The 23845-nt window shown below is 64.2% G+C and carries 23 protein-coding genes and 1 tRNA gene; 18 read left to right on the top strand and 6 right to left on the bottom strand.

Annotated features, from left to right (window positions below; all coding sequences use genetic code 11):
• Window positions 1-30: 30 nt before the first annotated feature.
• The 8 genes from F8G81_RS08420 to F8G81_RS08455 all read left to right on the top strand — a co-directional run bounded on the left by F8G81_RS08420 (window position 31) and on the right by F8G81_RS08455 (window position 7088).
• Window positions 31-1818: a CTP synthase gene (locus F8G81_RS08420; protein WP_267278535.1), complete on the top strand. Its 1788-nt coding sequence runs from the start codon at window positions 31-33 to the stop codon at window positions 1816-1818.
• A gap of 28 nt (window positions 1819-1846) precedes the next feature.
• The gene (locus F8G81_RS08425) at window positions 1847-2509 is read left to right on the top strand and encodes an NUDIX domain-containing protein (RefSeq protein ID WP_267278536.1); all 663 of its coding nucleotides are present in this window, start codon (window positions 1847-1849) and stop codon (window positions 2507-2509) included.
• Window positions 2509-3519 (top strand): site-specific tyrosine recombinase XerD, encoded by a 1011-nt coding sequence (gene xerD / locus F8G81_RS08430; protein WP_416377117.1) that lies wholly within the window; start codon window positions 2509-2511, stop codon window positions 3517-3519. The genes F8G81_RS08425 and xerD overlap by 1 nt, the downstream gene beginning before the upstream one ends.
• Window positions 3520-3658: 139 nt before the next feature.
• On the top strand, window positions 3659-4135 hold the full coding sequence (locus F8G81_RS08435) for an RNA polymerase sigma factor (protein WP_267278537.1): 477 nt from the start codon (window positions 3659-3661) through the stop codon (window positions 4133-4135).
• Window positions 4136-4137: 2 nt separating this feature from the next.
• Window positions 4138-4935, top strand: coding sequence for a hypothetical protein (locus F8G81_RS08440; protein WP_267278538.1), 798 nt, complete (start codon window positions 4138-4140; stop codon window positions 4933-4935).
• A gap of 40 nt (window positions 4936-4975) precedes the next feature.
• Window positions 4976-5461, top strand: a complete 486-nt coding sequence (locus F8G81_RS08445) for an 8-oxo-dGTP diphosphatase (protein ID WP_267278539.1) — start codon at window positions 4976-4978, stop codon at window positions 5459-5461.
• Between the two features lie 134 nt (window positions 5462-5595).
• Entirely contained in the window at window positions 5596-6105 is a 510-nt protein-coding gene (locus tag F8G81_RS08450) for an RNA polymerase sigma factor (protein ID WP_267278540.1), read from the top strand.
• Window positions 6106-6107: 2 nt separating this feature from the next.
• Entirely contained in the window at window positions 6108-7088 is a 981-nt protein-coding gene (locus F8G81_RS08455; protein WP_267278541.1) for a hypothetical protein, read from the top strand.
• 126 nt (window positions 7089-7214) lie between these two features.
• Here F8G81_RS08455 and F8G81_RS08460 read toward each other — a convergent pair whose 3' ends face one another.
• The 6 genes from F8G81_RS08460 to F8G81_RS08485 all read right to left on the bottom strand — a co-directional run bounded on the left by F8G81_RS08460 (window position 7215) and on the right by F8G81_RS08485 (window position 13991).
• Entirely contained in the window at window positions 7215-8366 is a 1152-nt protein-coding gene (locus tag F8G81_RS08460; protein ID WP_267278542.1) for a bifunctional 2-methylcitrate synthase/citrate synthase, read from the bottom strand.
• 62 nt (window positions 8367-8428) lie between these two features.
• Window positions 8429-9331 (bottom strand): methylisocitrate lyase, encoded by a 903-nt coding sequence (gene prpB, locus F8G81_RS08465; protein WP_267278543.1) that lies wholly within the window; start codon window positions 9329-9331, stop codon window positions 8429-8431.
• Entirely contained in the window at window positions 9332-10852 is a 1521-nt protein-coding gene (locus tag F8G81_RS08470) for an MmgE/PrpD family protein (RefSeq protein ID WP_267278544.1), read from the bottom strand.
• Between the two features lie 10 nt (window positions 10853-10862).
• Window positions 10863-11504 (bottom strand): GntR family transcriptional regulator, encoded by a 642-nt coding sequence (locus tag F8G81_RS08475; RefSeq protein ID WP_267278545.1) that lies wholly within the window; start codon window positions 11502-11504, stop codon window positions 10863-10865.
• Between the two features lie 130 nt (window positions 11505-11634).
• Window positions 11635-12354, bottom strand: a complete 720-nt coding sequence (locus F8G81_RS08480) for a response regulator (protein ID WP_267278546.1) — start codon at window positions 12352-12354, stop codon at window positions 11635-11637.
• Entirely contained in the window at window positions 12351-13991 is a 1641-nt protein-coding gene (locus F8G81_RS08485) for a sensor histidine kinase (protein ID WP_267278547.1), read from the bottom strand. The genes F8G81_RS08480 and F8G81_RS08485 overlap by 4 nt, the downstream gene beginning before the upstream one ends.
• Before the next feature lie 141 nt (window positions 13992-14132).
• On the opposite strand from F8G81_RS08485, the gene F8G81_RS08490 reads away from it, so the two are divergent.
• The 10 genes from F8G81_RS08490 to F8G81_RS08535 all read left to right on the top strand — a co-directional run bounded on the left by F8G81_RS08490 (window position 14133) and on the right by F8G81_RS08535 (window position 23830).
• On the top strand, window positions 14133-15479 hold the full coding sequence (locus F8G81_RS08490; RefSeq protein WP_267278548.1) for a cation:dicarboxylate symporter family transporter: 1347 nt from the start codon (window positions 14133-14135) through the stop codon (window positions 15477-15479).
• A 245-nt stretch (window positions 15480-15724) separates the two neighbouring features.
• Entirely contained in the window at window positions 15725-16624 is a 900-nt protein-coding gene (locus F8G81_RS08495) for a ParA family protein (protein ID WP_267278549.1), read from the top strand.
• 7 nt (window positions 16625-16631) lie between these two features.
• Entirely contained in the window at window positions 16632-17444 is an 813-nt protein-coding gene (locus tag F8G81_RS08500) for a segregation and condensation protein A (RefSeq protein WP_267278550.1), read from the top strand.
• Between the two features lie 125 nt (window positions 17445-17569).
• Window positions 17570-18139, top strand: a complete 570-nt coding sequence (gene scpB, locus F8G81_RS08505) for an SMC-Scp complex subunit ScpB (RefSeq protein WP_416377136.1) — start codon at window positions 17570-17572, stop codon at window positions 18137-18139.
• A 111-nt stretch (window positions 18140-18250) separates the two neighbouring features.
• Window positions 18251-19507: a pseudouridine synthase gene (locus tag F8G81_RS08510; protein WP_267278552.1), complete on the top strand. Its 1257-nt coding sequence runs from the start codon at window positions 18251-18253 to the stop codon at window positions 19505-19507.
• Window positions 19508-19510: 3 nt separating this feature from the next.
• Entirely contained in the window at window positions 19511-20620 is a 1110-nt protein-coding gene (locus F8G81_RS08515; RefSeq protein ID WP_267278553.1) for a prephenate dehydrogenase, read from the top strand.
• On the top strand, window positions 20620-21333 hold the full coding sequence (cmk, locus tag F8G81_RS08520) for a (d)CMP kinase (protein ID WP_267278554.1): 714 nt from the start codon (window positions 20620-20622) through the stop codon (window positions 21331-21333). The genes F8G81_RS08515 and cmk overlap by 1 nt, the downstream gene beginning before the upstream one ends.
• Window positions 21334-21364: 31 nt before the next feature.
• The gene (locus F8G81_RS08525) at window positions 21365-22045 is read left to right on the top strand and encodes a lysophospholipid acyltransferase family protein (protein ID WP_267279169.1); all 681 of its coding nucleotides are present in this window, start codon (window positions 21365-21367) and stop codon (window positions 22043-22045) included.
• Between the two features lie 10 nt (window positions 22046-22055).
• Window positions 22056-23606, top strand: a complete 1551-nt coding sequence (der, locus tag F8G81_RS08530) for a ribosome biogenesis GTPase Der (RefSeq protein ID WP_267278555.1) — start codon at window positions 22056-22058, stop codon at window positions 23604-23606.
• Between the two features lie 147 nt (window positions 23607-23753).
• Window positions 23754-23830, top strand: a tRNA-Pro gene (locus tag F8G81_RS08535).
• The last annotated feature ends 15 nt before the right edge of the window (window positions 23831-23845 follow it).

Genomic DNA, 23845 nt, shown 5'->3' on the forward strand with positions numbered 1-23845 from the left:
ACAGTTCCCGACCCGTGGAAGGCGCATTTGATGATAGGCTCGAATTCCGTGGTGCAGCGATCAAATTCCCGTGTAAATTCCCGGTTCCCGGGCTCGTCCAAGACGACCAAACACATCTTCGTAACCGGTGGTGTGGCGTCCTCGCTCGGTAAGGGACTGACGGCCTCGAGCCTCGGTCACCTCCTGCGGGCACGCGGTTTGTCTGTAACTATGCAGAAGCTGGATCCGTACCTGAACGTGGATCCGGGCACGATGAACCCCTTCCAGCACGGCGAGGTCTTCGTCACGGACGACGGCGCCGAGACAGACCTGGACATCGGACACTACGAACGTTTCCTCGACGAAAACCTCGAGGGCTCGGCCAACGTAACCACCGGCCAGATCTATTCCACCGTCATCGCCAAGGAACGCCGCGGCGAGTATCTGGGCGACACCGTACAGGTCATCCCGCACATCACCGATGAAATCAAGCGCCGGATGCGGCTGCCCGCGGAGGGCAAGAATGCCCCGGACGTCATCATCACCGAGATCGGCGGCACGGTGGGAGACATCGAGTCTCAGCCGTTCCTCGAATCAGCCCGCCAGGTCCGCCAGGACGTGGGCCGCGGCAACGTCTTTTTCCTCCATGTGTCGCTGGTTCCCTACATCGGACCCTCCCAGGAGCTCAAGACCAAGCCCACGCAGCACTCCGTGGCAGCCTTGCGTTCCATCGGCATCCAGCCTGAAGCAATCGTGATCCGTTCGGACCGTGAAGTCCCGGACGCAATGCGCGAAAAGATCGGCCGGATGTGCGATGTGGACATCGACGCCGTGGTGAACGCTGCTGACGCGCCGAGCATCTATGACATCCCCAAGACCCTGCACTCCCAGGGCCTGGATTCCTACATCGTCCGTGCCCTGGACCTGCCGTTCAAGGACGTTGACTGGACCAGCTGGGACAAGCTGCTCGAGGCCGTGCACAATCCGAAGCACCACGTGGAAATTGCGCTGGTGGGGAAGTACATCGACCTCCCGGATGCCTACCTTTCGGTGACTGAAGCCCTCCGTGCAGGCGGCTTTGCCAACGACACCAAAGTCAAGATCCGCTGGGTCCCGTCGGACGAGTGCGAAACCCATGAAGGTGCCATCGCCTCCCTGGGCGGTGTGGACGCCATCTGCGTGCCTGGCGGCTTCGGCATCCGTGGGCTTGAAGGCAAACTGGGTGCCCTGAAATTCGCACGCGAAACCAAACTGCCGGTCCTGGGCCTGTGCCTGGGCCTGCAGTGCATGGTGATCGAATATGCCCGGAACGTCGTGGGCCTGGAAGGCGCATCCTCCAGCGAATTCGAACCTGACTCCAAGTACCCGGTGATTGCCACCATGGAGGAGCAGCTGGACATCGTCGAGGGCAAGGGGGACTTGGGCGGAACGATGCGCCTGGGCCTGTACGAGGCAAAGCTCGACGCCGGTTCCGTGATCGCGGAAACCTACGGAAAGACCACCGTCAGCGAACGGCACCGCCACCGCTACGAGGTCAACAATAAGTACCGCGATCAGATCGCCGCGCAGGGCCTGGTCTTCTCGGGGACCTCTCCCGATGGCAAGCTCGTTGAGTACGTTGAACTGCCCCGCGAGGTACACCCGTACTATGTGGCAACCCAGGCCCACCCTGAACTGAGCTCGCGTCCTACCAGGCCGCATCCGCTCTTCTCCGGCCTGGTCAAGGCGGCACTTGCCCACCAGGACGGCACGGACCTGACCGCCGCCGCCACGCAGGCCACCGGGGCAGCCATTGACGCGCCTTCGGCCAAACCGTCACGTACGGTTGCTGCACAGTAGTTTTTTCGCATAGCAGGAGGACGGCGCGATGCCCGGTAAGTCTGAAACCACCCATGCTGCACGGCAGGTTTCGGATGCACCGAGCCCGCGCCGTCTTTTGTCTACCGAGAAGGTTTACGAAGGCCGGATCTGGGACGTGGTCAGCGACAGCTTCCAGCTGAGCGAAACCGGTGAGGCTTTGACCCGGGATTACATCGACCATCCCGGCGCCGTGGCAGTACTGCCGATGAACGACGCCGGCGAGATCCTGCTCCTGAAGCAGTACCGGCATCCTGTGGGGATGGATCTCTGGGAAATTCCGGCCGGCCTGCTGGACGTCGAGGGGGAGGACTTCGTCGTGGGGGCCGCCCGGGAGCTGGCCGAAGAAGCGGACCTCGCCGCCGGAACCTGGAACGTCCTTGCTGATTTCTTCAATTCGCCCGGCTCCTCCAGTGAAGCCATCAGGATCTACCTCGCCCGTGACCTCACCGAGGTGCCCCACCATGAGCGCCACGAGCGGATGGACGAGGAGGCGGAAATTGAGTTCCATTGGATCGCCCTCGACGACGCCGTGGCCGCGGTGCTGGCAGGGCAGCTGCACAACCCGTCCGCCGTCGTCGGCATTCTTGCAGCAGCGGCAGCGCGTGCTGCCGGCTTTGCCCGGCTCCGCCCCGCTGATTCACCCTGGCCGGCCCACCCCAGCCAGCGCTGATGCCGCAGAGCATCGCGGCGGACGCTGCACCAGTCTCCCCGGTACCTGATAAGGCACCCGCACCATCCAAACCCCAAACCGCGATCGACCGTGCCATCACGGAGTACCTGCAGCATATGAGCGTCGAACGGGGACTGGCTTCCAACACCCTCTCCGCATACCGCCGGGACCTCACCCGCTACTCCCGCTACCTGTCGGAGGCCGGATGCCAGAGCCCGGACCAGGTCACCCGGCACCATGTCACGGGCTATGTCCAGGCCCTCTCCGACGGTTCCGACGGCGGTACCGCCTTGGGCGTCAGGTCCGCCGCCCGGACAATAGTGGCGGTGCGCGGCCTGCATAAGTTCTGGGCCCTGGAAGGACTGACCACCACGGACCCCGCCAGCGATGTGCATCCGCCCATGCCCGGCAAGAGGCTGCCCAAGGCAATCAGCGTGGATGAGGTCACGCGGATCCTTGAAGCGGCCGGCACAGACACAGCCACCGGCCTCCGGGACCGTGCACTGCTGGAGTTCCTGTACTCCACCGGCGCAAGGATCAGCGAGGCAGTTGGCCTTGATGTGGACGACATCTCACTCCAGGAGGCAGAGGCCGGCCCCGCGATTGTCCGGCTGTTTGGCAAGGGCTCCAAGGAACGGCTGGTGCCGCTGGGATCCTACGGCGCGCGCGCCCTGGACGCCTATCTGGTACGCGGCCGTCCGCTGCTGGCAGCAAAAGGCAAGGGCACACCGGCGCTGTTCCTGAACGCCAGGGGTGGAAGGATCAGCCGCCAGAGCGCCTGGACAATCCTCAAGGCCGCCGCCGACAAAGCCAACATCACCAAGTCTGTCTCGCCGCACACGCTCCGGCACTCGTTTGCCACCCACCTCCTGGAAGGCGGCGCGGATGTCAGGGTGGTCCAGGAATTGCTGGGCCACGCTTCAGTGACCACCACGCAGGTCTATACCCTGGTCACGGCCGATACGCTCCGCGAAATCTATGCTGCCGCGCACCCCCGGGCTTTGGGATAAGAGTCTCCAGCGCACGCCCCCGCGAAAGTTTTTTCGCCGGGGTGTAATAAACACGGCACCACGGGACACTTAGTGGTTTAACAACCATCGTTATCCGATGCCGGGGGGACACATGTTGGCAGCCAGTGAACATGACTTTATGGAACTGCACACGCAGCATTTCACGCGCGTCTACCGCTATATTGCCTACCGCATCAATGACCTGCCTCGGGCCGAGGAACTTGCGGCAGATGTCTTCAGGATCGCCTGGGAGAAGCACCCAGGGGAGCCGCCCGGCATCGGCTGGCTGCTGGCTACCGCCCGGAGAGTCCTCAGCAACGAGTACAAGGGCCGCCGTCGCCGCCTCGAACTTATCGATCGGCTGAAGGACCAGGCCCGCATCCAGGCTCCTGGCTCCGGGGATGACCAGCAGGCCGCTGTGGCCGAGGTCCTGTTGCAGCTCAAGGACCGGGACCGGGAGGTCCTGATGCTCAGCTACTGGGACGATCTGACCACCGCCGAACTGGCCCAGACACTGGGTTGTTCTCCCTCGGCGGCTGCCGTCCGTCTTCACCGGGCCCGCCGGGCATTCGCCAGTGCGGCCCCCGCGCAACTCATGACAGAACGGAAGGGCTAGCCATGGACCGGATCGAACAGCTCATGAAGGATGCCAAGCCAATGGTGGGGGAGCCACCAACCGCAGCCGCAGCAATCGCCGCCCGGTCAGCCGTCTTTACTGATGACCCCGATGTGGTTTCGCTGTCAGGGCACAGGTCCGCCCGTCGGGCACGCGTCCGCGCGGCAGTCGTCGCGGTTGCGGCCGCGGCAGTGGTTGGAGCCGTTGTCCTTGCCGGCGGAATGGGGGTACCCGAGCCTGGGCCCGGGCCCGCAGCCACCACTAACGCCACAACCGCCCCAAGCACAACCACCCCGCCTCCGCCCTCGACGAGTCCCACCGCCACTGCCACAGCACCTCCTCCTGCCACAGAACCTCCCGGCGCCACAGCCCCTGCTGCCCTGACCACAGGTGGCATCCCGTGCGTCGTCGCCAACATTGACCAGCCCGCGGAGCCGGCCCGGACCATCGGGCCGATCGCCCAAACCGAGCAGGGCTACTACACCGTGCTTGGCTGCGCCGAAGGTTGGCTGGCCTACTCGATTTCCGACGACGGCGCCAGGGCACTTCAGCTCGACGGCGGAAACGCCTGGTACCGCATCGCCAAGCTGGAAAATGGCCGGTTCGTCTTTGACGTCCAGGCGCCGTGGTCCACGGTTTTCAGCTGGGAATTCCAGGCACTCAACAATGACGTCTCGCAAAACGGTCAACGGGTGACTGCACAGGAAGCGATGGACCAGGAATTCGCCCAGAAAGGCATCCCTGTGGAGCTCCGCCCGCAGCTCGTGGGCCAGGGCCCGGCCGACCCCTCCCAGCAATAAATCCGCAGTGCCTGGAGGGGCCAGGCTATAGGGTTAGGGGATGACAGCAGTAGCCGTAACGCTGTGCTTCCTGACCCGGGATGTTGCCGGTGTGCCCCAGGTCCTGCTGGGTACCAAGAAGACCGGCTTTGGGCGGGGAAAGATCGTGGGCCTGGGCGGCCACGTTGAACCGGGCGAGACGGACGCCGAAGCCGCGTGCCGGGAAGTGCACGAGGAATCCGGGGTTGTTGTCCTGCAGGAGGATCTGCGCGACGCCGGTGTGGTGGTGTTCGATTTCCCGGCGCGCCCGGAGTGGAACATGACCACCAGGCTGTTCGTTGCGACCCGTTGGGCGGGGGAGCCGGCCGAAAGCGCCGAAATCCTGCCCGAATGGTTCGACGTCGGGTCCCTCCCCGTGGACAGGATGTGGCAGGATGCATCCCATTGGCTCCCATTGGCCCTTAACGGCTCGGTGCTGCACCTCGTGGTGGTGCTGAACGAGGACAACGAGACTGTGCGTGAAGTGCTCGATTACACAACCCGCTGACAATCCGCCGCGCCGGCTGCCCAGGCCCCGGCGCCCGTCAAAGATTCTTCCGGCCAGCCTGTAACCATTCGCCGGCAGCCGGAAACTACACGGTCAGCCTGCAAGTCAGGACACAACGCATTTCAGGGGGAAAGGTGCTTTCAGAGCGCGAGTTGGCGTTTATCGCCTTGTACAAGGACAGCTATCCACGAATCCACACGTTCGTACAACGGCGCGTGAATGATCCCGAACTGGCCCAGGAACTGGCGGCAGACGTCTTCCGGATCGCCTGGCAAAAGTGGGACGGCACCTCCGGCATCGAGATGGCGTGGTTGTTCACCGTTGCCCGCAACCTGATCGGCAACGCCTACCGGGGCCGGGACCGCCAGCGCGCGCTGCAGGAACGCCTGGTGGCTTCAGCAGCTGATGGGCCTGGATCGGTCAGCGACAACATGTCAGTGGAGCAGGCGCTGATGGCGCTGCGGGAAAAGGACCGGGACGTTCTCCAGCTGGCCTACTGGGACGGGCTGTCGGTCGTTGAGATCGCCCAGGTACTGCAGTGCACCCAGACTTCGGCCAAGGTACGGCTGCACCGCGCCAGGGAAGCTTTCCGCAAGCTCCTGCCGGCTCTTTGTGAACCAATCGACCAGAAAGTGGGGGCCTAATCATGGATATCATCAGGAATCTCGTTTCAGACGCTGACCCCGTTGCCAGCAAACCCGTTGCTTCGGACGGCGAAGAGGCCCTTCGCGCAATGTTTTCCCGGCCGGAGGTTTTCGCCGACAGGGTGTCCCCGAACGTTCCCACCCTGGCAGAGCGGAGGCAGCGCCGTCACAGGATCGCGGGACTGCTGAGTGTCGCCGCGGCCGCGGTTACGGCAGGGGTCCTGGTGTCGCTCAACCTTGGACCGCTTACCTCCGCACCGGCGCCGGCGGGCACCTCTACCGCTACTGCCTCACCCACCGTGAGCAGCAGCATGTCGCCAACGCCAACGCCTACGCCCAGCCCGGTCCCCTCTAGCGGGGCTTCCGCTGCTGCACCGGCCGCGCCTCCCGTGACCGCTTCCGCGCCGCCTGCGCAAGCGTGGAAGTCGTACCTCAGCGCTGATGGCAGGATCTCCTTTGAGTATCCCGCCGACTGGAGCGTGCAGCAGCCCCACACGATCAACCCGGATTATCCAGCCGTGGACGCTGTGGTCAGGGACCAGGCGGGAAAGCAGCTGGCTGCCCTTCACTATGGGGCCTCCGGTGGCATCGGTGGCGTTTGCTCCACGCCCCCAGTGCCGTATGCCGTCCTTGATTCGGTGGAACTCGCCCTGCCGTACAACGCGGCAGCGTCCAATGTCATCACGCCCCGGTTTACCTTCCGCGCCCTGGTGGAGGGGGACAAAGTCACCGCCTCCTACGGGATCACCAGCAGCGCTGCCGGAGTGGACGGAAAGAGCTGCATGTTCTACAACGTGGTCAACGGCCCTGCCGAAGCCCCCATGTACTCCTTCGCCGACACCGTGCAAGTGAACGCAGGCGCGGCAGGGACTGGGGCCACCAAGACGTTCGGCTCGCTGGAGGAGGCACGCGCCTACATGCAGTCTCCGGAGTACCTCAACGCCAAACGAATGATCACCTCGCTGGCAATCAAAGCAGGCTAACGCGTCACAGCAGGCTAAGCACGACGGCCCCATCACGACGGCGGCCCGGTCACCCTTGAAAGGTGACCGGGCCGCCGTCGTGGCTTACTTCAGCTGAGGTGTGTTGATACTTGGCGAAACCGAGGGCTACGGGACGTGCCGCTCTTCGGCGCCGTTGTATTCGCTCAGCGGACGGATCAGGGAGTTCGAGTCCAGCTGCTCCATGATGTGGGCCGTCCAGCCGGTGATCCGGCTGGCGACGAACAGGGGAGTGAAGGTGGGGGTGTCGAACCCCATCAGGTGGTACGTGGGCCCGGCCGGATAGTCGAGGTTCGGCTTGATGGCCTTTGCCTCCTCCATGGCCGATTCCAGGCCGTTGTAGAGGCCCAGGAGCTCAGGCCGCCCATAGTGCGCGATCATCTTGTCCAGGGCGGCTTTCATGGTGGGCACACGGGAATCGCCGTGCTTGTAGACACGGTGGCCGAAGCCCATGACCTTCTTTTTCTTGGCCAGGGCGTCCTCCATCCAGGCTTTGGCCCGCGCGGCTGCCTCCTCCATCGACTCCTCAGGCCGGATGCCGATTTCGTCGAAGGTGTGCATCACGGCCTCGTTGGCCCCGCCGTGCAGGGCCCCCTTGAGCGCGCCGATGGCCCCGGTGACAGCCGAATGAAGGTCCGAAAGCGTTGAAGTGATGACCCGTGCGGTAAACGTCGAGGCGTTGAAGGAGTGCTCGGCATACAGGATCATGGAGACGTTGAACGCCTCCACCACCTCCGGGACCTGCTCCTCGCCGAAAGCCATCCAAAGGAAGTTCGCCGAATAGCCCAAGTCATCGCGCGGCTCGACTGGTTCAATGGTGCGGCCCGCCGCGTGGCGGCGGCGCTGGTCGTAGGCCACCACACCCGGCATCGCGGCGAACAGGTCCACCGCCTTGGCCATGTTGGCCTCCCGGGAGGAGTCCTCTGTGAGCGGGTGGCGTGCGCCCATTACGGAAGCTGCGGTCCGGCAGACGTCCATTGGGTGCGAGGTCACGGGCAGCGCATCGATGACCTGTTTGACCACCGGGTCCAGGGCACGGCCCGCGCGCTCCCGCGCGGTGAACTCGCCCAGCTGCTCCGCGTTGGGGAGCTCGCCGTTCCACAGCAGGTAGGCCACTTCCTCAAAAGTGCACCTGGCAGCCAGCTCCTGCACGGGGTAGCCCCGGTACAGCAGCGAATTGGTGTCCGGGTTGACCTTCGAGACGGAGGTGTAATCCACCACGACGCCGGCGAGGCCCTTTTTGATGTCCTGTTCAGCCACGCTGAATCTCCTTTGTTCCTGTCGCCTGGTATCCGGCCTGCGGCCGGAAACTGTTTGAGGGATCACTTACCGGGTATCTGGAAGTTAAAGATCCCGGTATCGAAGCGGTTGTAGGCCTCGTAGTCAACGAGGTCATACAAGCGCGCACGCGTCAGCATGGTTCCGACCTGCGCCTCCTGGGTTCCGTCAGCCTTGATCGATTCCAGCGTACGCTCCGCGGCGCCCATGGCACTACGGAGGAGCGTCACCGGATAAATGATCATGTTGACGCCGGCAGCGGCGAGCTGGTCCACCGTGAAGAGCGCGCTTTGGCCGAATTCTGTCATGTTGGCCAGGATGGGGACGTCCACCGCATCCCTGATCGCCTGGAATTCGGAAAGGTCCTTCATGGCTTCGGGGAAGATCGCGTCTGCTCCGGCGTCCACCAGGGCCCTGGCCCTGTCCTGCGCTGCTTCCAGGCCGTCAGTTGCCCGGATGTCGGTCCTGGCCATTATGAGGAAGTTCGGGTCGCGGCGTGAGTCCACGGCGGCCCGGATCCGTTTGGTAGCGGTGTCCAGGTCCACCACGTTCTTCCCGTCAAGGTGGCCGCAGCGTTTGGGATTGAACTGGTCCTCGATGTGCAGGCCTGCCAGGCCGGCATTTTCGAGTTCCTGGACCGTGCGGGCCACGTTCATCGGTTCGCCGAAGCCCGTGTCGGCGTCCACCAGGCAGGGCAGGTCGGTCATGCGGGCGATCTGCCCGGCGCGGGTGGCTACCTCAGTCAGCGTGGTCAGGCCGATGTCCGGCAGCCCCAGGTCGTTGGCGAGCACGGCGCCGGAGATGTAGACACCGGCGAAGCCCTTCTCCCCGATGAGCCGTGCGGAGAGCGGATTGAAGGCCCCCGGGAACTGCTGGATGGTTCCGGACGCGAGGAGCTCGCGGAGGGTGATCCGCTTCTGCTCAGGGGTGACGGCCGAGTACAGCATTTAGAACAGCCCCTGGGGCGCGGCGCCGAAATCAATGACTCCGGCCGCGGCTGTGATGTTCAACTGGTCCAGCTCTCCCTCGGCGAGGTGGGGAGTGCGCGAAGCGGCGTCAAGGAAACGCTCAATTTCCTCCTCGTCCACCAGCCCGGAAGCCAAGGTGCGGAATTTGTGAACGTACTGCTCCCGGGCGAACGGGCGGGCGCCCAGCGGGTGGGCATCCGCGACGGCGATTTCGTCGGTGATGACGGTGCCGTTGGCGAGGGTGATCTCCACCGAGCCGCCGAACGCCTTTTCGTTGATGTCCAGGGAGTGGTACCGGCGGGTCCACTCTGCGTCTTCCTCGGTGGTGACCTTATGCCACAGTTCCACAGTGTCTGGCCGTGCCGCCCGTTCCGGGGAGTACGAGTCCACGTGATGCCAGGCACCGTCCTGCAGGGCGACAGCAAAAATGTACGGGATGGAGTGGTCCAGGGTCTCGCGGCTGGCCGTGGGGCTGTACTTCTGGGGGTCGTTGGCTCCGGAGCCGATGACGTAGTGGGTGTGGTGGCTGGTCTTGATCAGCACGGACTGTACGTTCGCCGGGTCGGTGGCCTCCGGGTGCTCCTTATGGAGCTTGCGGGCCAGGTCGATCCACGCCTGCGCCTGGTACTCCGCGGAGTGCTCCTTGGTGTAGGTGTCCAGGATGGCCCGTTTGGCCTCACCGGGGGTGGGCAGCGGAACGGTGTAGGAGGCGTCAGGGCCGTCAAGCATCCACGCGATCACGCCGTCTTCGCCTTCATAGATGGGCACCGGGGAGGTCTGGCCCCGCATGGCGCGATCGGCAGCTTCCACGGCCATTTTTCCCGCGAACGCGGGGGCGTGGGCCTTCCACGTGGAGATCTCACCCTTGCGCGACTGTCGGGTAGCGGTGGTGGTGTGCAGTGCCTGGCCTACAGACTGGAAGATCGTTTCGACGTCGAGCCCCAGGAGCGTGCCGATGCCGGCGGCGGCGGATGGTCCCAGGTGGGCGACGTGGTCGATTTTGTGCTTGTGCAGGCAGATGGCCTTCACCAGGTTGACCTGGATTTCATACCCGGTGGCAATGGCGCGCACCAGGTCCCTGCCGCTGGAGCCCTTGTGCTGAGCCACCGCGAGGATGGGCGGGATGTTGTCCCCGGGGTGGGAGTAGTCCGCTGCCAGGAAGGTGTCGTGGTAGTCCAGCTCACGGACGGCCACACCGTTTGCCCAGGCCGCCCATTCGGGGGAGACGCGCTCGGCGATGCCAAAGACCTTGGCGCCCTTGCCGCCGGTGCTGGGACCATGGCTGAGCGCCTGCGCCCGGGCGGCGATGATGGGGGCACGGTTGAGGGAAGCGACTGCCACCGAAGCGTTGTCGATGATCCGGTTAATCACCATCTCGGTGACGTCATCGCCCACCTCCACGGGATCCGCCGCGACCACAGCTATCTTGTGCGCCAACTGGTCCTCCCGGGCCAGGTTTTCCTCGCTTTTGTACACACGGACGTGGTGTTCCTTGACCATGGGGCTCCTTTTATTGAGGTGTATGCGTTGCTTTGAGGTGGGAAAGACTGCGGTGCAGGTGCACGGTGGTGGCGGCCTCGGCCAGGCGGGGATTGCGTTCGGCAATAGCCTCGGCAATGGCGGCGTGTTCGGACGCTGCCGCGGCAAGGCGTGGAGCGTCGTTGGCTGCCAGCCGGCGGACCCGTACCAGATGGACCCTGAGGCTGCCCATGGCCTGGGCCAGGTAGGAGTTCGAAATTGCTGCATCTATGGCGGCGTCAAGGCGCGCCACAAGCCCGTAGTATTCATGCTTTGCAGGATCGTCGCTGCGGATCAGCTCCTTGCCGGCCAGCAGTTCCCGGTGCAGTTCCCTGAACTCCTCAGGATTGCCCCGTTCCGCAGCGAGGGCCGCAGCCCTGCCTTCGAGCGTTTCACGCAGCTCGAACAGTTCGTCGATGTCCGCCAGGGAAATATCGGTGACGACGACGCCCCGGCCGCCCGCCGCCGTCGTCAGCCCTTCTGCGGTGAGCCGGCCCAGCGCCTCCCGCAGGGGGGTGCGCGAGACGCCCAAGCGCTCTGACTGTTCCACTTCCGCGAGCAGCGTGCCGGGACGCAGGCGCCATTCCACAATGTCCTCACGGAGGGCGGCATAGGCCCTGTCGCTGGCACGCATCTTTGCTCCTTTTTCGCCGAGATCCAGTCCAGTGTATACACAGATGTGGGATTTTAGGCGCAAGACGGGAAGAAAGACGAAAAAAGGCTGAAGTTCAGCCGATTATGTATACAGCCAATGGGGCTTGGTGTTAGCGCCCACTCCACTTGTATTCGTTCTCCGGCCGCCCGGGCGTCCCGTAACGGGCCGTCCGGGACACTGTTCCGGCATCGGCCAAATACTCCAGGTAGCGCCGTGCCGTGACGCGGGACATGCCCAGCGCATCCATGACCTCCGCGGCTGAGACAGCCTCGGAGTGTTGCTTCATGTAGTCCTGGACAGACTCCAGTGTTGAAACGGAGAGTCCTTTCGGCAAAGGCATCTCTGACGGCGCCCGGAGGCTTGCGAAGGCCTGGTCCACCTCGCTCTGCGAGGCGCCGGTCCTTCGCGAACCAGAGCCGGGCTCGGGGGAGGCGAGCTGTTGCCGGAACAGGCGGTAGCTGGCCAGCTTGTCCGCGAAGGTGGCGTAGGTGAAGGGCTTGATGAGGTACTGGACAACGCCGATGGCCACGGCGCTCCGGACGATGGCCAGTTCCCGGACAGCCGTGATGGCGATGATGTCAGCGAGTATTCCGGACGCGCGCATCCGCCGGGCAATGTCCAGGCCATGAAGATCGGGAAGGTTCATGTCCAGCAGGACGAGTTCCACAGGGTCACCGGAGGCGGCAAAGTCGGAGAGGAGGCGGAGCGCGGACTGTCCGTCCGGAGCGGTACCGGCAAGCGTGAAACCCTCAAGCCTGCCCACGTATGCAGCGTGGGCCGCGGAGGCAACCGGCTCGTCCTCCACCACGAGGACGCGGATTTCACTCACTGGTACTGCTCCTCTTTGTCGGCACCGGGCGCCATGGCCGGCAGGAAGACATGGAACTGGGCTCCGTCCGTGCCTGTGATGGTCATCGTACCGTCCAGGCGCTGCACTGCCTGCCGGACCAGGGCCAGGCCTACTCCACGTCCGAAGGGGCCAGCCTTTTTGGTGCTGAAGCCGTGCTTGAAGATATGTTCCACCGCTTCGGGGTCAACCCCCGAGCCCGAATCCCGCACGGTGATGTCCAGTCCCTCGGCGTCGGACTCCACTGTCAGTTCCACCTCCCGGGGTGCCTCGCCGTCCGCAGCCGCGTCAATGGCATTGTCCAGGAGGTTGCCCAGAATGGTGACGAGGTCCTGGACTGCCAATCCCGTGAGGGAGGCGGAGCCCAGGGTCCTCAGCGACAACTTCACACCCCGTTCGTTCGCTTCGGACGCCTTGCCCATGATGAGGGCACTGAGGACGGGTTCATCCACTGAGCTGATCATTTCGTCCGTGAGCTGCTGGCTGAGCTCAAGATCCTTCGTGGCGAACTCCAGCGCCTCCCGGGTCCGGCCCAGTTCGAGGAGGGACACCATGGTGTGCAGCCTGTTGGCATGTTCGTGTGTTTGGGCCCGGAGCGCGTCAGAGAGTGTCCTCATGGTCTGGAGTTCGCTGCCCAGGGATTCAATTTCCGTCCGGTCGCGGATGGTGGCCACCGTGCCGAACACGGCGGGGCGGCGCCCGCCTGGTGCGTCGGGACCAAGGGCGGGGCCCTGGTTTACCACCACGATGCGCGGTCCTGTCAGATGGATTTCGTCGAGGGCGGTGCGCCCCGATTCAAAAAGTTCCTTCAGGCTGTCGGCAAGGGGAAGGTCGGCCAGCGACGGCGGCTGGGAAGGATCATCGCCCGATCCCCGGGGCTCGAGCCCCAGCAGTTCAGCAGCCTGGTCGTTATACATGACCACCCTGCCTTTGGTGTCGATCAGGATGAGCCCTTCCCGGACGGAGTGCAGGACGGATTCGTAATAGGCGAAGAGCTGGGCGAGCTGTTCCGGTCCCCAGCCCCGCGTGACCTTGCGAAGGTAACGGCCCAACAGCCACGAAGCAACCGATCCGCCCACGAGCAAGGCCAGGCCGATGCCCAGCAGCGCCGGCAGCCTGCTGGACAGGGCCACGTCGACGGTCCGGACCGTAACGCCGGCTGCGACCAGCGCCTTCACGTTGCCGCCTGCGTCCTTGACGGGGACGATGGTTCGCACCGACGGTCCCAAGGTGCCTGCCGTGACCTCCGTCAGGACGCCGCCCTGGAGTGCGGCATCGATGGAACCAATGTACGGCCGGCCGATTTCCTCATCCCGCGGATGGGTCCACCTGGTGCGGTCCGGGGCCATGATCGTGACAAAGTCCACGCCCGCTCCCGCCATCACATCCAGTGCATACGGCTGCAGGACCGCCGTCGGATCCGGGGCGTCCGCTGCCTGGAGCACCAAGGGATTCGCAGCGATGGCCGCAGCCACCCCCGTCATACGGCGCCCGGCTTCCTCGTAGGCGCGGTCCCGGGCGTCGGTGAACGTTGCGGTGCCCACGATCGCGAGGAAGGCCAGCACAATCAGCAGGTTGGCTACAAACAGCCGGCGGGCGATACTCCAGCGGTGGATCATTTCGTACCTCCCATGACCAATATGAACGCAACGGTGAGCTAAGTCACGGTGTACCTAATGATGGATATCACACCGGACCGACGTGAAGGGCCCAGAGACTGAGCCGAAGCGTCTTCCAGATTATCCATAAGGAGACACATCATGGCTTCTCAACGAGGAGAGTCAGCAGCGCCTGCAAAGGCCGCCCGCAAGGGGCTGGACAAATCCCACTACCTCTACATTGCCGTCATCGCCGCCGTGATCCTGGGCGCCCTTGTCGGTCTGATGTTCCCCGAGGTCGGCAAAGCGCTGAAACCGCTTGGCGACGGCTTCATCAAGCTCATCAAGATGATGATCGCGCCGATCATCTTCTGCACCATCGTCCTGGGCATTGGCTCCATCGCCAAGGCAGCCACCGTTGGCAAGGTGGGCGGCCTGGCCCTGGGCTACTTTGTCCTTATGTCCACCTTCGCCCTGGGCATTGGCCTTGTGGTTGGTAACCTGATCCACCCCGGTGAAGGTTTGAAGCTGGCCGCATACGACCCCAACAAGAAGGCAGAAGTAGACAGCACCGTTGCCTTCCTCCTGGGCATCATTCCGGGCGACATTCCGGTTCTGCCCACACTCTTCGCCGCCATCCTCGTAGGCTTTGCCCTCCAGAAGATGGGCCCGCAGGGCGCTCCTGTCCTGAAGGCCATCAGCCACGGCCAGGTGCTGGTATTCCGGATCCTCATCATGATCATGTGGCTTGCTCCGGTGGGCGCCTTCGGTGCCATCGCTGCAGTCGTCGGCGCGACCGGTGTCGCTGCAATCGTCAGCATGTTCACCCTGATGGCCGCCTTCTACATCACCTGCGCCCTCTTCATCGTGGTGATCCTCGGTGGCCTGCTTCAGGTAGTGACCGGCGTGAACATCTTCAAGCTGATGAAGTACCTGGCCCGCGAATACCTCCTGATCTTCTCCACCTCTTCTTCCGAGGCAGCACTGCCCCGCCTCATCGCCAAGATGGAGCACCTGGGTGTGTCCAAGCCGGTTGTTGGCGTCACCGTACCCACCGGTTACTCCTTCAACCTGGACGGCACCGCCATCTACCTGACCATGGCGTCACTCTTCGTGGCCAACGCCATGGGAACCCCGTTGGATCTCGGCGCCCAGGTTTCCCTGCTGATCTTCATGATCATCGCCTCCAAGGGTGCAGCCGGTGTCACCGGTGCAGGCCTGGCCACACTGGCCGCCGGCCTGCAGGCACACAAGCCGGAACTGCTCGGCGGCGTTGGCATGATCGTCGGAATCGACCGGTTCATGTCTGAAGCCCGCGCTCTGACCAACTTCACCGGCAACGCGGTAGCCACCCTCCTGATCGGTACCTGGGTCAAGGAAATCGACGGCGAGCAGGTCACCCGTGTCCTGTCCGGCGAGGAGCCCTTCGACGAGACGACCATGATCGCCGGCCACCACGAGGTCCAGGAAAGCCCGGCCTCGGGCAAGGCTGTTCCCGCCACCGTCTAGATCCGCTGGAAAGCAGGCGCCCCGGCGCCAGGAAACCACCCGCACAGCTCAGCCTGTGCGGGTGGTTTCCTGTTCGGCGGAATTCCAACCTTCGACCTCAGGTAAAAGGTAAAGGCTCAAACGCCGTGAAATGTCAAGTTCCATGGAATGCCGTGTCGGCGCTGTAGCCTTGGGTGGAAAGAAGCATGGGCGCTGGAGAGTCAGCGGCAGAAAAAATCACCGTCATCGAAAGTGTGGATAGATACGTGAGCAGCGAACAGGGTTCAGCAACTCTGGAAGGCACGGAACTGGATCTGGAAGACGCCGTGATGGGTCCCACCGGGCGCCCGTACCGCGAATTCCCGGAACCTGCCCCTCTGTCGTCCCATGGTCCGGCCCGTGTCATCGCCATGGTCAACCAAAAAGGCGGCGTCGGCAAAACCACGTCCACCATCAACCTGGCCGCGGCCTTGGCAGAATACGGCCGCAGGGTCCTGCTGGTGGACTTCGACCCCCAGGGCGCTTTGTCCGCCGGCCTCGGTATTAATCCCCATGAACTCGACCTCACGATCTACAACGTCCTCATGGACCGCAAAGTGGACATCCGCGATGCCATCCACCAAACGGGCGTCGAGAATGTGGACCTGCTGCCGGCGAATATCGATCTCTCCGCCGCCGAAGTGCAGCTGGTCAACGAGGTAGCCCGGGAACAGGTCCTGGACCGCGCGCTCAAGAAGGTGGAGGACGACTACGACGTTGTGCTCATCGACTGCCAGCCTTCGCTGGGACTCCTGACTGTGAACGCCCTGACCGCCGCCCATGGCGTCATCATTCCCCTGATCTGCGAGTTCTTCGCGCTCCGGGCTGTCGCACTGCTGGTGGAGACCATCGACAAAGTCCAGGACAGGCTGAATCCCCGCCTGCAGGTGGACGGCGTGCTAGCCACCATGTACGACGCCCGCACCCTGCACAGCCGTGAGGTCATCACCCGCCTGGTGGAGGCTTTCGGGGACAAGGTCTTCGAGACAGTCATCAAGCGTTCCATCAAGTTTGCTGATGCCACGGTTGCCGCGGAGCCCATCACCAGCTATGCCGGCAACCACATCGGTGCCGATGCCTACCGCCGCCTGGCCAAAGAGCTGATCTCCCGCGGTGGCGCACCCTAGCCAGGCCGTGCCTGAAACCAAACCCGGCTTTGAGGTCCGGCTGGCCAACTTCACCGGGCCTTTTGACCTCCTGCTTGGCCTGATCGCCAAGCACCAGCTGGACATCACCGAGGTGGCCATCGCAACGGTCACCGATGAATTCATTAAGTACATCAGGAAGCTCCAGAAGCTCGGCGAGGAATGGGCCCTGGATGAAGCCAGTGAGTTCCTGGTCATCGCCGCCACCCTGCTTGACCTGAAGGCCGCCCGGCTGCTTCCCGCCGGCGAAGTGGAGGACGATGAAGACATCGCACTGCTTGAAGCCCGCGATCTCCTTTTCGCCCGCCTGCTCCAATACAAGGCGTTCAAGCAGGTGGCGGGCCTGATCGGCGCCACCCTCGAGCAGGAGGCGCAGAGGTTCCCCCGCCAGGTGGCCCTCGAGGAACACTTCGCCGCCATGCTCCCCGAACTTGTCTGGAAGCACACCCCGGACCAATTTGCCAGGCTGGCCGAGGCTGCGCTGAAGCCCAAGACGCCCAGGCCAACCGAGGTGGGCCTGGCACATCTGCACGGCAGCACGGTCAGTGTCAGGGAACAGGCCGAAATCCTTGGCCTCCGGCTGCAGCTGGGGAAGCCTCTGTCCTTCCGGGCCCTGATTGCTGATGCAGACTCAACCCTGGTGGTGGTGGCCAGGTTCCTCGCCCTGCTGGAGATGTTCCGGGACAAGGTGGTGTCCTTCGACCAGCTTTCCCCGCTGGGGGACCTCACTGTGCATTGGACCGCTGACGGCCAGGACTGGTCCACGGAAAACTTGAGCGAAGAATATGAGGAGCAGCAGTGAACGAGGACTTTCCGGATGCCGATCCAGCTGCCAGTACCGATTCAGCTGGAGCCTCCGGCGCTGAGTCAGGCGCAGACGTTCGGAACCTGCCCGGAGGGGCCAAAGCCGCCATCGAAGCCGTACTGATGGTTCTTGACCAGCCGGCCACCGCCACCGAGTTGGCATCGGGATTGAACCTGACCGTCGCCGTCGTCGAACAGTTCCTTGCGGAACTGCAGCGTGAGTATAGCGGCTATACTGTTAAAGCCCCGGACACGGACGTTGCCAGCGACGCTGGCTTCAGCTCCAGCCCCCGGGGTTTTGAATTGCGGAATATCGCCGGTGGCTGGCGGATCTACTCACGCACGGAATTTGCCGACGTCGTTGGCAGGTTTGTGCTTGAAGGTCAGACAGCCAGGCTCACGCAGGCGGCGCTGGAAACACTCGCTGTCATCGCGTACCGGCAGCCCGTTTCCAGGGCAAGGGTGTCTGCAATTCGAGGAGTCAATGTTGATTCTGTCGTACGGACACTGACACAGCGCGGGCTGATCGAAGACTCGGGAACAGACCCCGAGTCGGGCGCCATCCTCTACCGGACCACGTCGTATTTCCTGGAACGGATGGGGATCGGCTCTGTGGCGGACCTGCCTCAGCTTTCCCCCCATCTTCCGGGGCTGGAAGGCATCGAGGAGTTCTACGACGCCGAAAGAATGTAGGCGGGAATTCCCGCCTGCGCACAAGAGTATTCATCAGGGCAGATAAATTCTGCATGGCTGGTTAGGGTTGTCCTTGGACAACTTGCCGGCCGACATATCGAAGGACGGGTCATGACACAGGCGGGACGCCAGGGTTCACCACGTAACAGTTCGGGACGTAACAGTTCAGAACGCAACTCAACAGAGGGCGGCGCAAGCCGCAATCCCGCCCAGGGCGGCGGCAGCCGCGGCGGTGCGCAGGGCGGCGGGTTCCGCGGCAGTGCCGGCAAGCGCGGCGGCGGCTTCGGCGGTGCCGGCTTTAGCGGCGGCGACCGGCCCTACAAGGCACCCAGGCCCCGCGAAGAGCGCTTCATCGATCCGGACGAGGCCCCCGCAGCCCAGGACGGACGGGCCACCTCGGACTGGAAGCCCAACGCCAAGCCTTCCTCGCGTAAGCCTGCCGCCCGCAAGCCTGGCGCCAACAAGGCTCCCGGCACTCCTGGTGCGCTCAAGCCTAAGCCCCGCACCGGCAAGCCGGGAGCGGCGGCATCGCGCGCCTTCGGCAGCGAACGTTTTGGCCAGAACCTTGGCCCCGTCCGCAAGCCGGCGCGCAAGCGCGGCCCCCGCGGCGCTGTTCCACAGTCTGAACTGCACGATGCCGACGGCGTCCGCCTGCAGAAGGTCATGGCCCAGGCCGGCGTGGCTTCACGCCGCGTCTGTGAGGAAATGATCGCTGAAGGCCGGGTGGAAGTTGACGGCCAGGTGGTCACCGAACTCGGTGTGCGCGTGGATCCCAAAACTGCTGTTATCCACGTCGACGGCCTCCGCATCCAGCTGGATGACAATCTGGTCTACATGGTCTTTAACAAGCCCAAGGGCGTGGTGTCCACCATGGAGGACCCCGACGGACGTCCCTGCATCAGTGACTTCGTGCGCAAGACCCACCAGGGCGAACGCCTGTTCCATGTGGGCCGGCTGGACGTCGCCACCGAGGGCCTGCTGCTGCTGACCAACGACGGCGAACTGGCCAACCGGCTGACGCACCCTTCCTACGAGGTGCCCAAGACGTACCTCGTCCAGGTCCGCGGCCCCTTCCCCCAGGGTGTTGGCGCCCAGCTGAAGGCAGGCGTGGAGCTGGAGGACGGCATCGCATCCGTTGACTCCTTCAAACTGGTGGACTCCACCCCTGGCCACGTGCTGATCGAAGTGGTCCTGCACTCCGGCAAGAACCGGATTGTCCGGCGCCTCTTTGATGAGGTGGGCTTCCCGGTCCTGCGCCTGGTGCGCGTCAAGGTTGGACCCATCGGCCTGGGCGACCAGCGCCAGGGCAGCATCCGGAACCTCGGCAAGCAGGAAGTCGGTCACCTGCTGGCATCCGTAGGGCTCTGAGGCATGTCCGCATTTCGCACGCACGGCCGCGGACACCTTAACGGGCCGGTAGTGGTGATTGGCACCGGGCTGCTCGGTGCCAGCATCGGGCTTGGCCTGCGTGGACGCGGTGTGCCGGTGTTCCTGTCCGACCCCTCTCCCACCAACCAGGCCGTCGCCGTTGATATCGGCGCCGGCCTGCCCTTGGGGGAGATCGACGACGGGAAACCGGAGCTTGTGGTGGTGGCTGCCCCGCCCGACGTGACTGCTGATGTGGTGGCTAAAGCGCTGGCCGACTACCCCGACTCCGTGGTGGTTGATATCGCCAGCGTTAAGGGTGCCATCCTGGACGAATTGCGCAGTCGTGGGGTTGACCTTTCCCGCTACGTGGGTACCCATCCCATGGCCGGCCGCGAGAAATCGGGACCGGTCGCTGCCCGCGGTGAGCTTTTTACGTCCATGCCCTGGGTGCTCTGTCCGTCAGAGGAAACGTCAGCCGCCGCTGTGCAGACAGCGCATGCGCTGGCGACGGATCTTGGTGCGGTGGTATCCCAGTTCACCCCGGACGAGCACGACGAAGCGGTGGCACTGGTGTCGCACCTGCCCCAGGTGATGTCGTCCCTGCTGGCCAGCCGGCTGCAGGGCACGCCGCTCCACGCCCTCTCACTGGCCGGCAACGGCCTGCGCGACGTCACCAGGATCGCGGCCAGTGATCCCACCCTGTGGGTCCAGATCCTGGGCGGAAACGCACCGAAGGTCGTGGAGATCCTTTACGGCGTCCGCGAAGACCTCAACCGTCTCATCGGCACGCTGGAAGCACCGGCGGCGCCCGGTGCCAGGCTTGACCTTGCCCAGCTGATCAGCGAAGGCAACGCCGGCCAGGCCCGGATACCCGGCAAGCACGGCGGCCCTCCGCAGGCCTACTCATGGCTCACAGTCCTGGTGGATGACAAGCCAGGGCAGATCGCGCTGCTCCTCACCGAAATCGGTGAGATCGGCGTGAACGTGGAGGACCTTCGGCTCGATCATTCCTCCGGCCAGAATGTTGGCATGGTGGAGCTTTCCGTACTGCCGAACAAGCATGACCACCTGATCGAAGCACTCAACGACCGCGGATGGCGGGTACTCCAGTAATGACACAGGAACTTCTTGATACCTTGCCTGCGCTGCGCGTCGGCAGGCCGCTCGTCGTTGCCATTGACGGTCCCTCCGGCTCGGGTAAGTCCAGCGTCAGCAAGGAAGTTGCCCGGCGGCTGCGGCTGGCCTATCTCGATACCGGTGCCATGTACCGGGCACTGACCTGGTTTTGCCTCAACAGCGGGATCGACCTTAATGAGGCAGCTGCCGTGGAGCAGGCCGCCAGGGACCTTGTCCTGGACGTGAGCACCAGCCCGCTGGAGGAATTCGTGCGGGTGGATGGCGTCGACGTCACCGGGGCCATCCGCGAACCGGAGATTTCTTCAGCAGTAAGCATCGTCGCCACGACGCTTGGCGCCAGGACCGAGCTGATCCGCCGCCAGCGCGAACTGATCGAAAAGCACCACCGCCGGATGGTGGTGGAAGGGCGGGACATTACCACCGTCGTCGCGCCCGGAGCGGAAGTCAGGATGCTGCTGACGGCAAGCGAAGAGGCCCGGCTCCGCCGCCGGGGAATCCAGCTGGGCGGGACCCAGAACGCGGACCAGCTCGCAGCCCAGGTGACCGGGCGCGACGCCAAGGATTCCACGGTGGTGAACTTCACCCAGGCTGCCGACGGCGTGGTCACCCTCGATTCCTCGGAGCTGGACTTCGCTGAAACGGTGGATGCTGCCCTTGTCATCGTCACAAAGGTCCTCAACCGTGACTGACCGCTGCGCACGATTGCCCTCCCGCTGGACCATGACCTGGAGCCGGCCTGTGGGCTGGATTCTGGACCACCTGGTGTACCGGACCTCGGTCACGGGCAGGGACAACGTACCAACCGGTGGACCCGTCATTTTCGCCGCCAACCACATCAGTTTCCTGGACGGCCCGGTGATGTTCGGCGCTTCACCGCGGCCCATGCACATCTTGGTCAAAAAGGAGATGTTCAACGGTTTCCTCGGACGGGTGCTTCGTGCCTCCGGGCAGCTCCCGGTGGACCGCTCCGGAGACCGTGCGGCGCTGCTGCTTAGCAAGGACGTGCTCGACGCCGGCCGCTGCGTGGGCATACTCCCTGAGGGAACGCGGGGGAGTGGGCAGGCAACGGACATCAGTAATGGTGTCGCGTGGCTGGCGCTGAACTCGGGAGCTCCCGTGGTGCCGGTCGCTATCCTGGGCACCCGGATAGAAGACGAACACCTCGACTCGGTCCCCAAACTTGGGCGGCGGTTCCACGTCAGTTTCGGCAATGCCCTGACGCTGAGCCGCAATACCGGCGAAACAGGCCGTGCTTCAATGGACAGGGCGGGAATGGAAATCCGCGCTGCGCTGGCAGGGCATGTCCTGGACACCATCCAATTCAGTGGGCAGCCTTTGCCCCACGCGGATCTTCCGCAAGAACTTCACGCAGTAGCCGGGACGCCGGCAGATGACCACTAAGGAACGTGCAATGAGCGATACGACTCAATCCTCCGGCCACTCCGGCGCCGGCGAAGACGAATACACGCCCACCGGCACCGACCAGGTGGCCGAACGGTTGGCTGCCCTGGACGATGACGAAGCGGAGATGCGCGCGGCGTCGCTCCGCGCCGGTCTGGACGACTATGAGCTGGATGAAGAGGACGCTGCCCTGCTCAGCGGGGAGTACGGCGACGAAGACTTCGACGGCCCCGTCAAGCTTGATCCTGTACTTGCCATTATCGGCCGTCCGAATGTGGGCAAATCCACGCTGGTTAACCGGATCCTCGGCCGCCGTGAGGCCGTGGTGGAAGACACCCCTGGTGTTACCCGCGACCGTGTGATGTATTCTGCCACCTGGAACGGCCGCAACTTCACGTTGGTGGACACCGGCGGCTGGGAGCATTCCGCCCGCGGAATCCACGCACGCGTTGCCGAGCAGGCCGAAATGGCCGTGGAATTGGCTGACGCGGTGCTGTTTGTTGTTGACTCGGCCGTTGGCGCCACCGCCACGGATGAGGGCGTCATGAAGATGCTCCGCAAGAGCAAGAAGCCTGTCATCATGGTGGCCAACAAGGTGGACGACTTCGCCCAGGAAGCTGACTCAGCCACGCTGTGGGGCCTTGGCTTCGGCGAGCCCTACCCCGTCTCGGCACTCCATGGCCGGGGCGTGGCGGATCTCCTGGACCACGTGATGGACACTCTCCCCGAGTTTTCCACCATCGAGGGCCTGGAACGCTCCGGCGGGCCGCGGCGCATCGCCCTGATCGGACGCCCGAACGTGGGCAAGTCCTCACTGCTGAACAAGCTGGCCGGCTCCGAGCGGGTTGTCGTCGACAACACCGCCGGCACCACCCGCGATCCGGTGGACGAATTCATCGAACTCGGCGGCCGGACCTGGCGCTTTGTTGACACCGCCGGTATCCGGCGCCGCCAGCATATGGCGCAGGGCGCGGACTACTACGCCTCGCTCCGGACCCAGGCCGCGTTGGAAAAGGCCGAGGTTGCCGTAGTGCTCCTGGCCGTTGACGAGGTCCTGAGCGAGCAGGACGTCCGGATTCTTCAGCTGGCCATCGAATCCGGCCGGGCCCTGGTCCTGGCCTTCAACAAGTGGGACCTGCTGGACGACGAACGCCGCACCTACCTGGAGCGCGAAATCGAGCAGGACCTGGCCCACGTGGCCTGGGCCCCGAGGGTCAACATTTCGGCGCTGACGGGTTGGCACAAGGACCGCCTGGTTCCTGCCCTGGACCTGGCCCTGGAGAACTGGGACAAGCGTATTCCCACCGGCCGGCTCAACGCCTTCCTCGGTGAGCTCGTGGCTGCGCACCCGCACCCGGTCCGCGGCGGAAAGCAGCCGCGCATCCTCTTCGGCACCCAGGCATCAAGCCGGCCGCCGAAGTTTGTACTCTTCACCACGGGTTTCCTGGACCCCGGCTACCGCCGGTTCATCACCCGCCGGCTTCGCGAGACGTTCGGTTTCGAGGGCACGCCCATCGAGGTCAACATGCGCGTGCGTGAAAAGCGCGGCAAGAAGCGTTAATTAGGACACACCAGGCCTGTGGCAGTCCCTTAATGTCACAGGCACCCTCCGGAATCGTGTAAGCTTTTGGAGGTGGTTCGGCCGGACTGCTGAGTGGAAAACGTTGGACATCCAGCGCTGACACGCAGCGGAGAACGGCGGAACTGACGGGCTGTAGCGCAGCTTGGTAGCGCACTTGACTGGGGGTCAAGGGGTCGCAGGTTCAAATCCTGTCAGCCCGACCAAAAAAGCCCCGGTGA

The sequence above is a fragment of the Arthrobacter sp. CDRTa11 genome, from assembly GCF_026427775.1.
Taxonomy (GTDB): Bacteria; Actinomycetota; Actinomycetes; order Actinomycetales; family Micrococcaceae; genus Arthrobacter.

Bases quoted from the DNA above. Each gene is read 5' to 3' on its own strand.
- F8G81_RS08420 (WP_267278535.1), top strand. From the start codon at position 31: ATGATAGGCTCGAATTCCGTGGTGCAGCGATCAAATTCCCGTGTAAAT.
- F8G81_RS08425 (WP_267278536.1), top strand. From the start codon at position 1,847: ATGCCCGGTAAGTCTGAAACCACCCATGCTGCACGGCAGGTTTCGGAT.
- xerD (WP_416377117.1), top strand. From the start codon at position 2,509: ATGCCGCAGAGCATCGCGGCGGACGCTGCACCAGTCTCCCCGGTACCT.
- F8G81_RS08435 (WP_267278537.1), top strand. From the start codon at position 3,659: ATGGAACTGCACACGCAGCATTTCACGCGCGTCTACCGCTATATTGCC.
- F8G81_RS08440 (WP_267278538.1), top strand. From the start codon at position 4,138: ATGGACCGGATCGAACAGCTCATGAAGGATGCCAAGCCAATGGTGGGG.
- F8G81_RS08445 (WP_267278539.1), top strand. From the start codon at position 4,976: ATGACAGCAGTAGCCGTAACGCTGTGCTTCCTGACCCGGGATGTTGCC.
- F8G81_RS08455 (WP_267278541.1), top strand. From the start codon at position 6,108: ATGGATATCATCAGGAATCTCGTTTCAGACGCTGACCCCGTTGCCAGC.
- prpB (WP_267278543.1), bottom strand. From the start codon at position 9,331: ATGCTGTACTCGGCCGTCACCCCTGAGCAGAAGCGGATCACCCTCCGC.
- F8G81_RS08470 (WP_267278544.1), bottom strand. From the start codon at position 10,852: ATGGTCAAGGAACACCACGTCCGTGTGTACAAAAGCGAGGAAAACCTG.
- F8G81_RS08475 (WP_267278545.1), bottom strand. From the start codon at position 11,504: ATGCGTGCCAGCGACAGGGCCTATGCCGCCCTCCGTGAGGACATTGTG.
- F8G81_RS08485 (WP_267278547.1), bottom strand. From the start codon at position 13,991: ATGATCCACCGCTGGAGTATCGCCCGCCGGCTGTTTGTAGCCAACCTG.
- F8G81_RS08490 (WP_267278548.1), top strand. From the start codon at position 14,133: ATGGCTTCTCAACGAGGAGAGTCAGCAGCGCCTGCAAAGGCCGCCCGC.
- scpB (WP_416377136.1), top strand. From the start codon at position 17,570: ATGGTTCTTGACCAGCCGGCCACCGCCACCGAGTTGGCATCGGGATTG.
- F8G81_RS08510 (WP_267278552.1), top strand. From the start codon at position 18,251: ATGACACAGGCGGGACGCCAGGGTTCACCACGTAACAGTTCGGGACGT.
- F8G81_RS08515 (WP_267278553.1), top strand. From the start codon at position 19,511: ATGTCCGCATTTCGCACGCACGGCCGCGGACACCTTAACGGGCCGGTA.
- cmk (WP_267278554.1), top strand. From the start codon at position 20,620: ATGACACAGGAACTTCTTGATACCTTGCCTGCGCTGCGCGTCGGCAGG.
- F8G81_RS08525 (WP_267279169.1), top strand. From the start codon at position 21,365: ATGACCTGGAGCCGGCCTGTGGGCTGGATTCTGGACCACCTGGTGTAC.
- der (WP_267278555.1), top strand. From the start codon at position 22,056: ATGAGCGATACGACTCAATCCTCCGGCCACTCCGGCGCCGGCGAAGAC.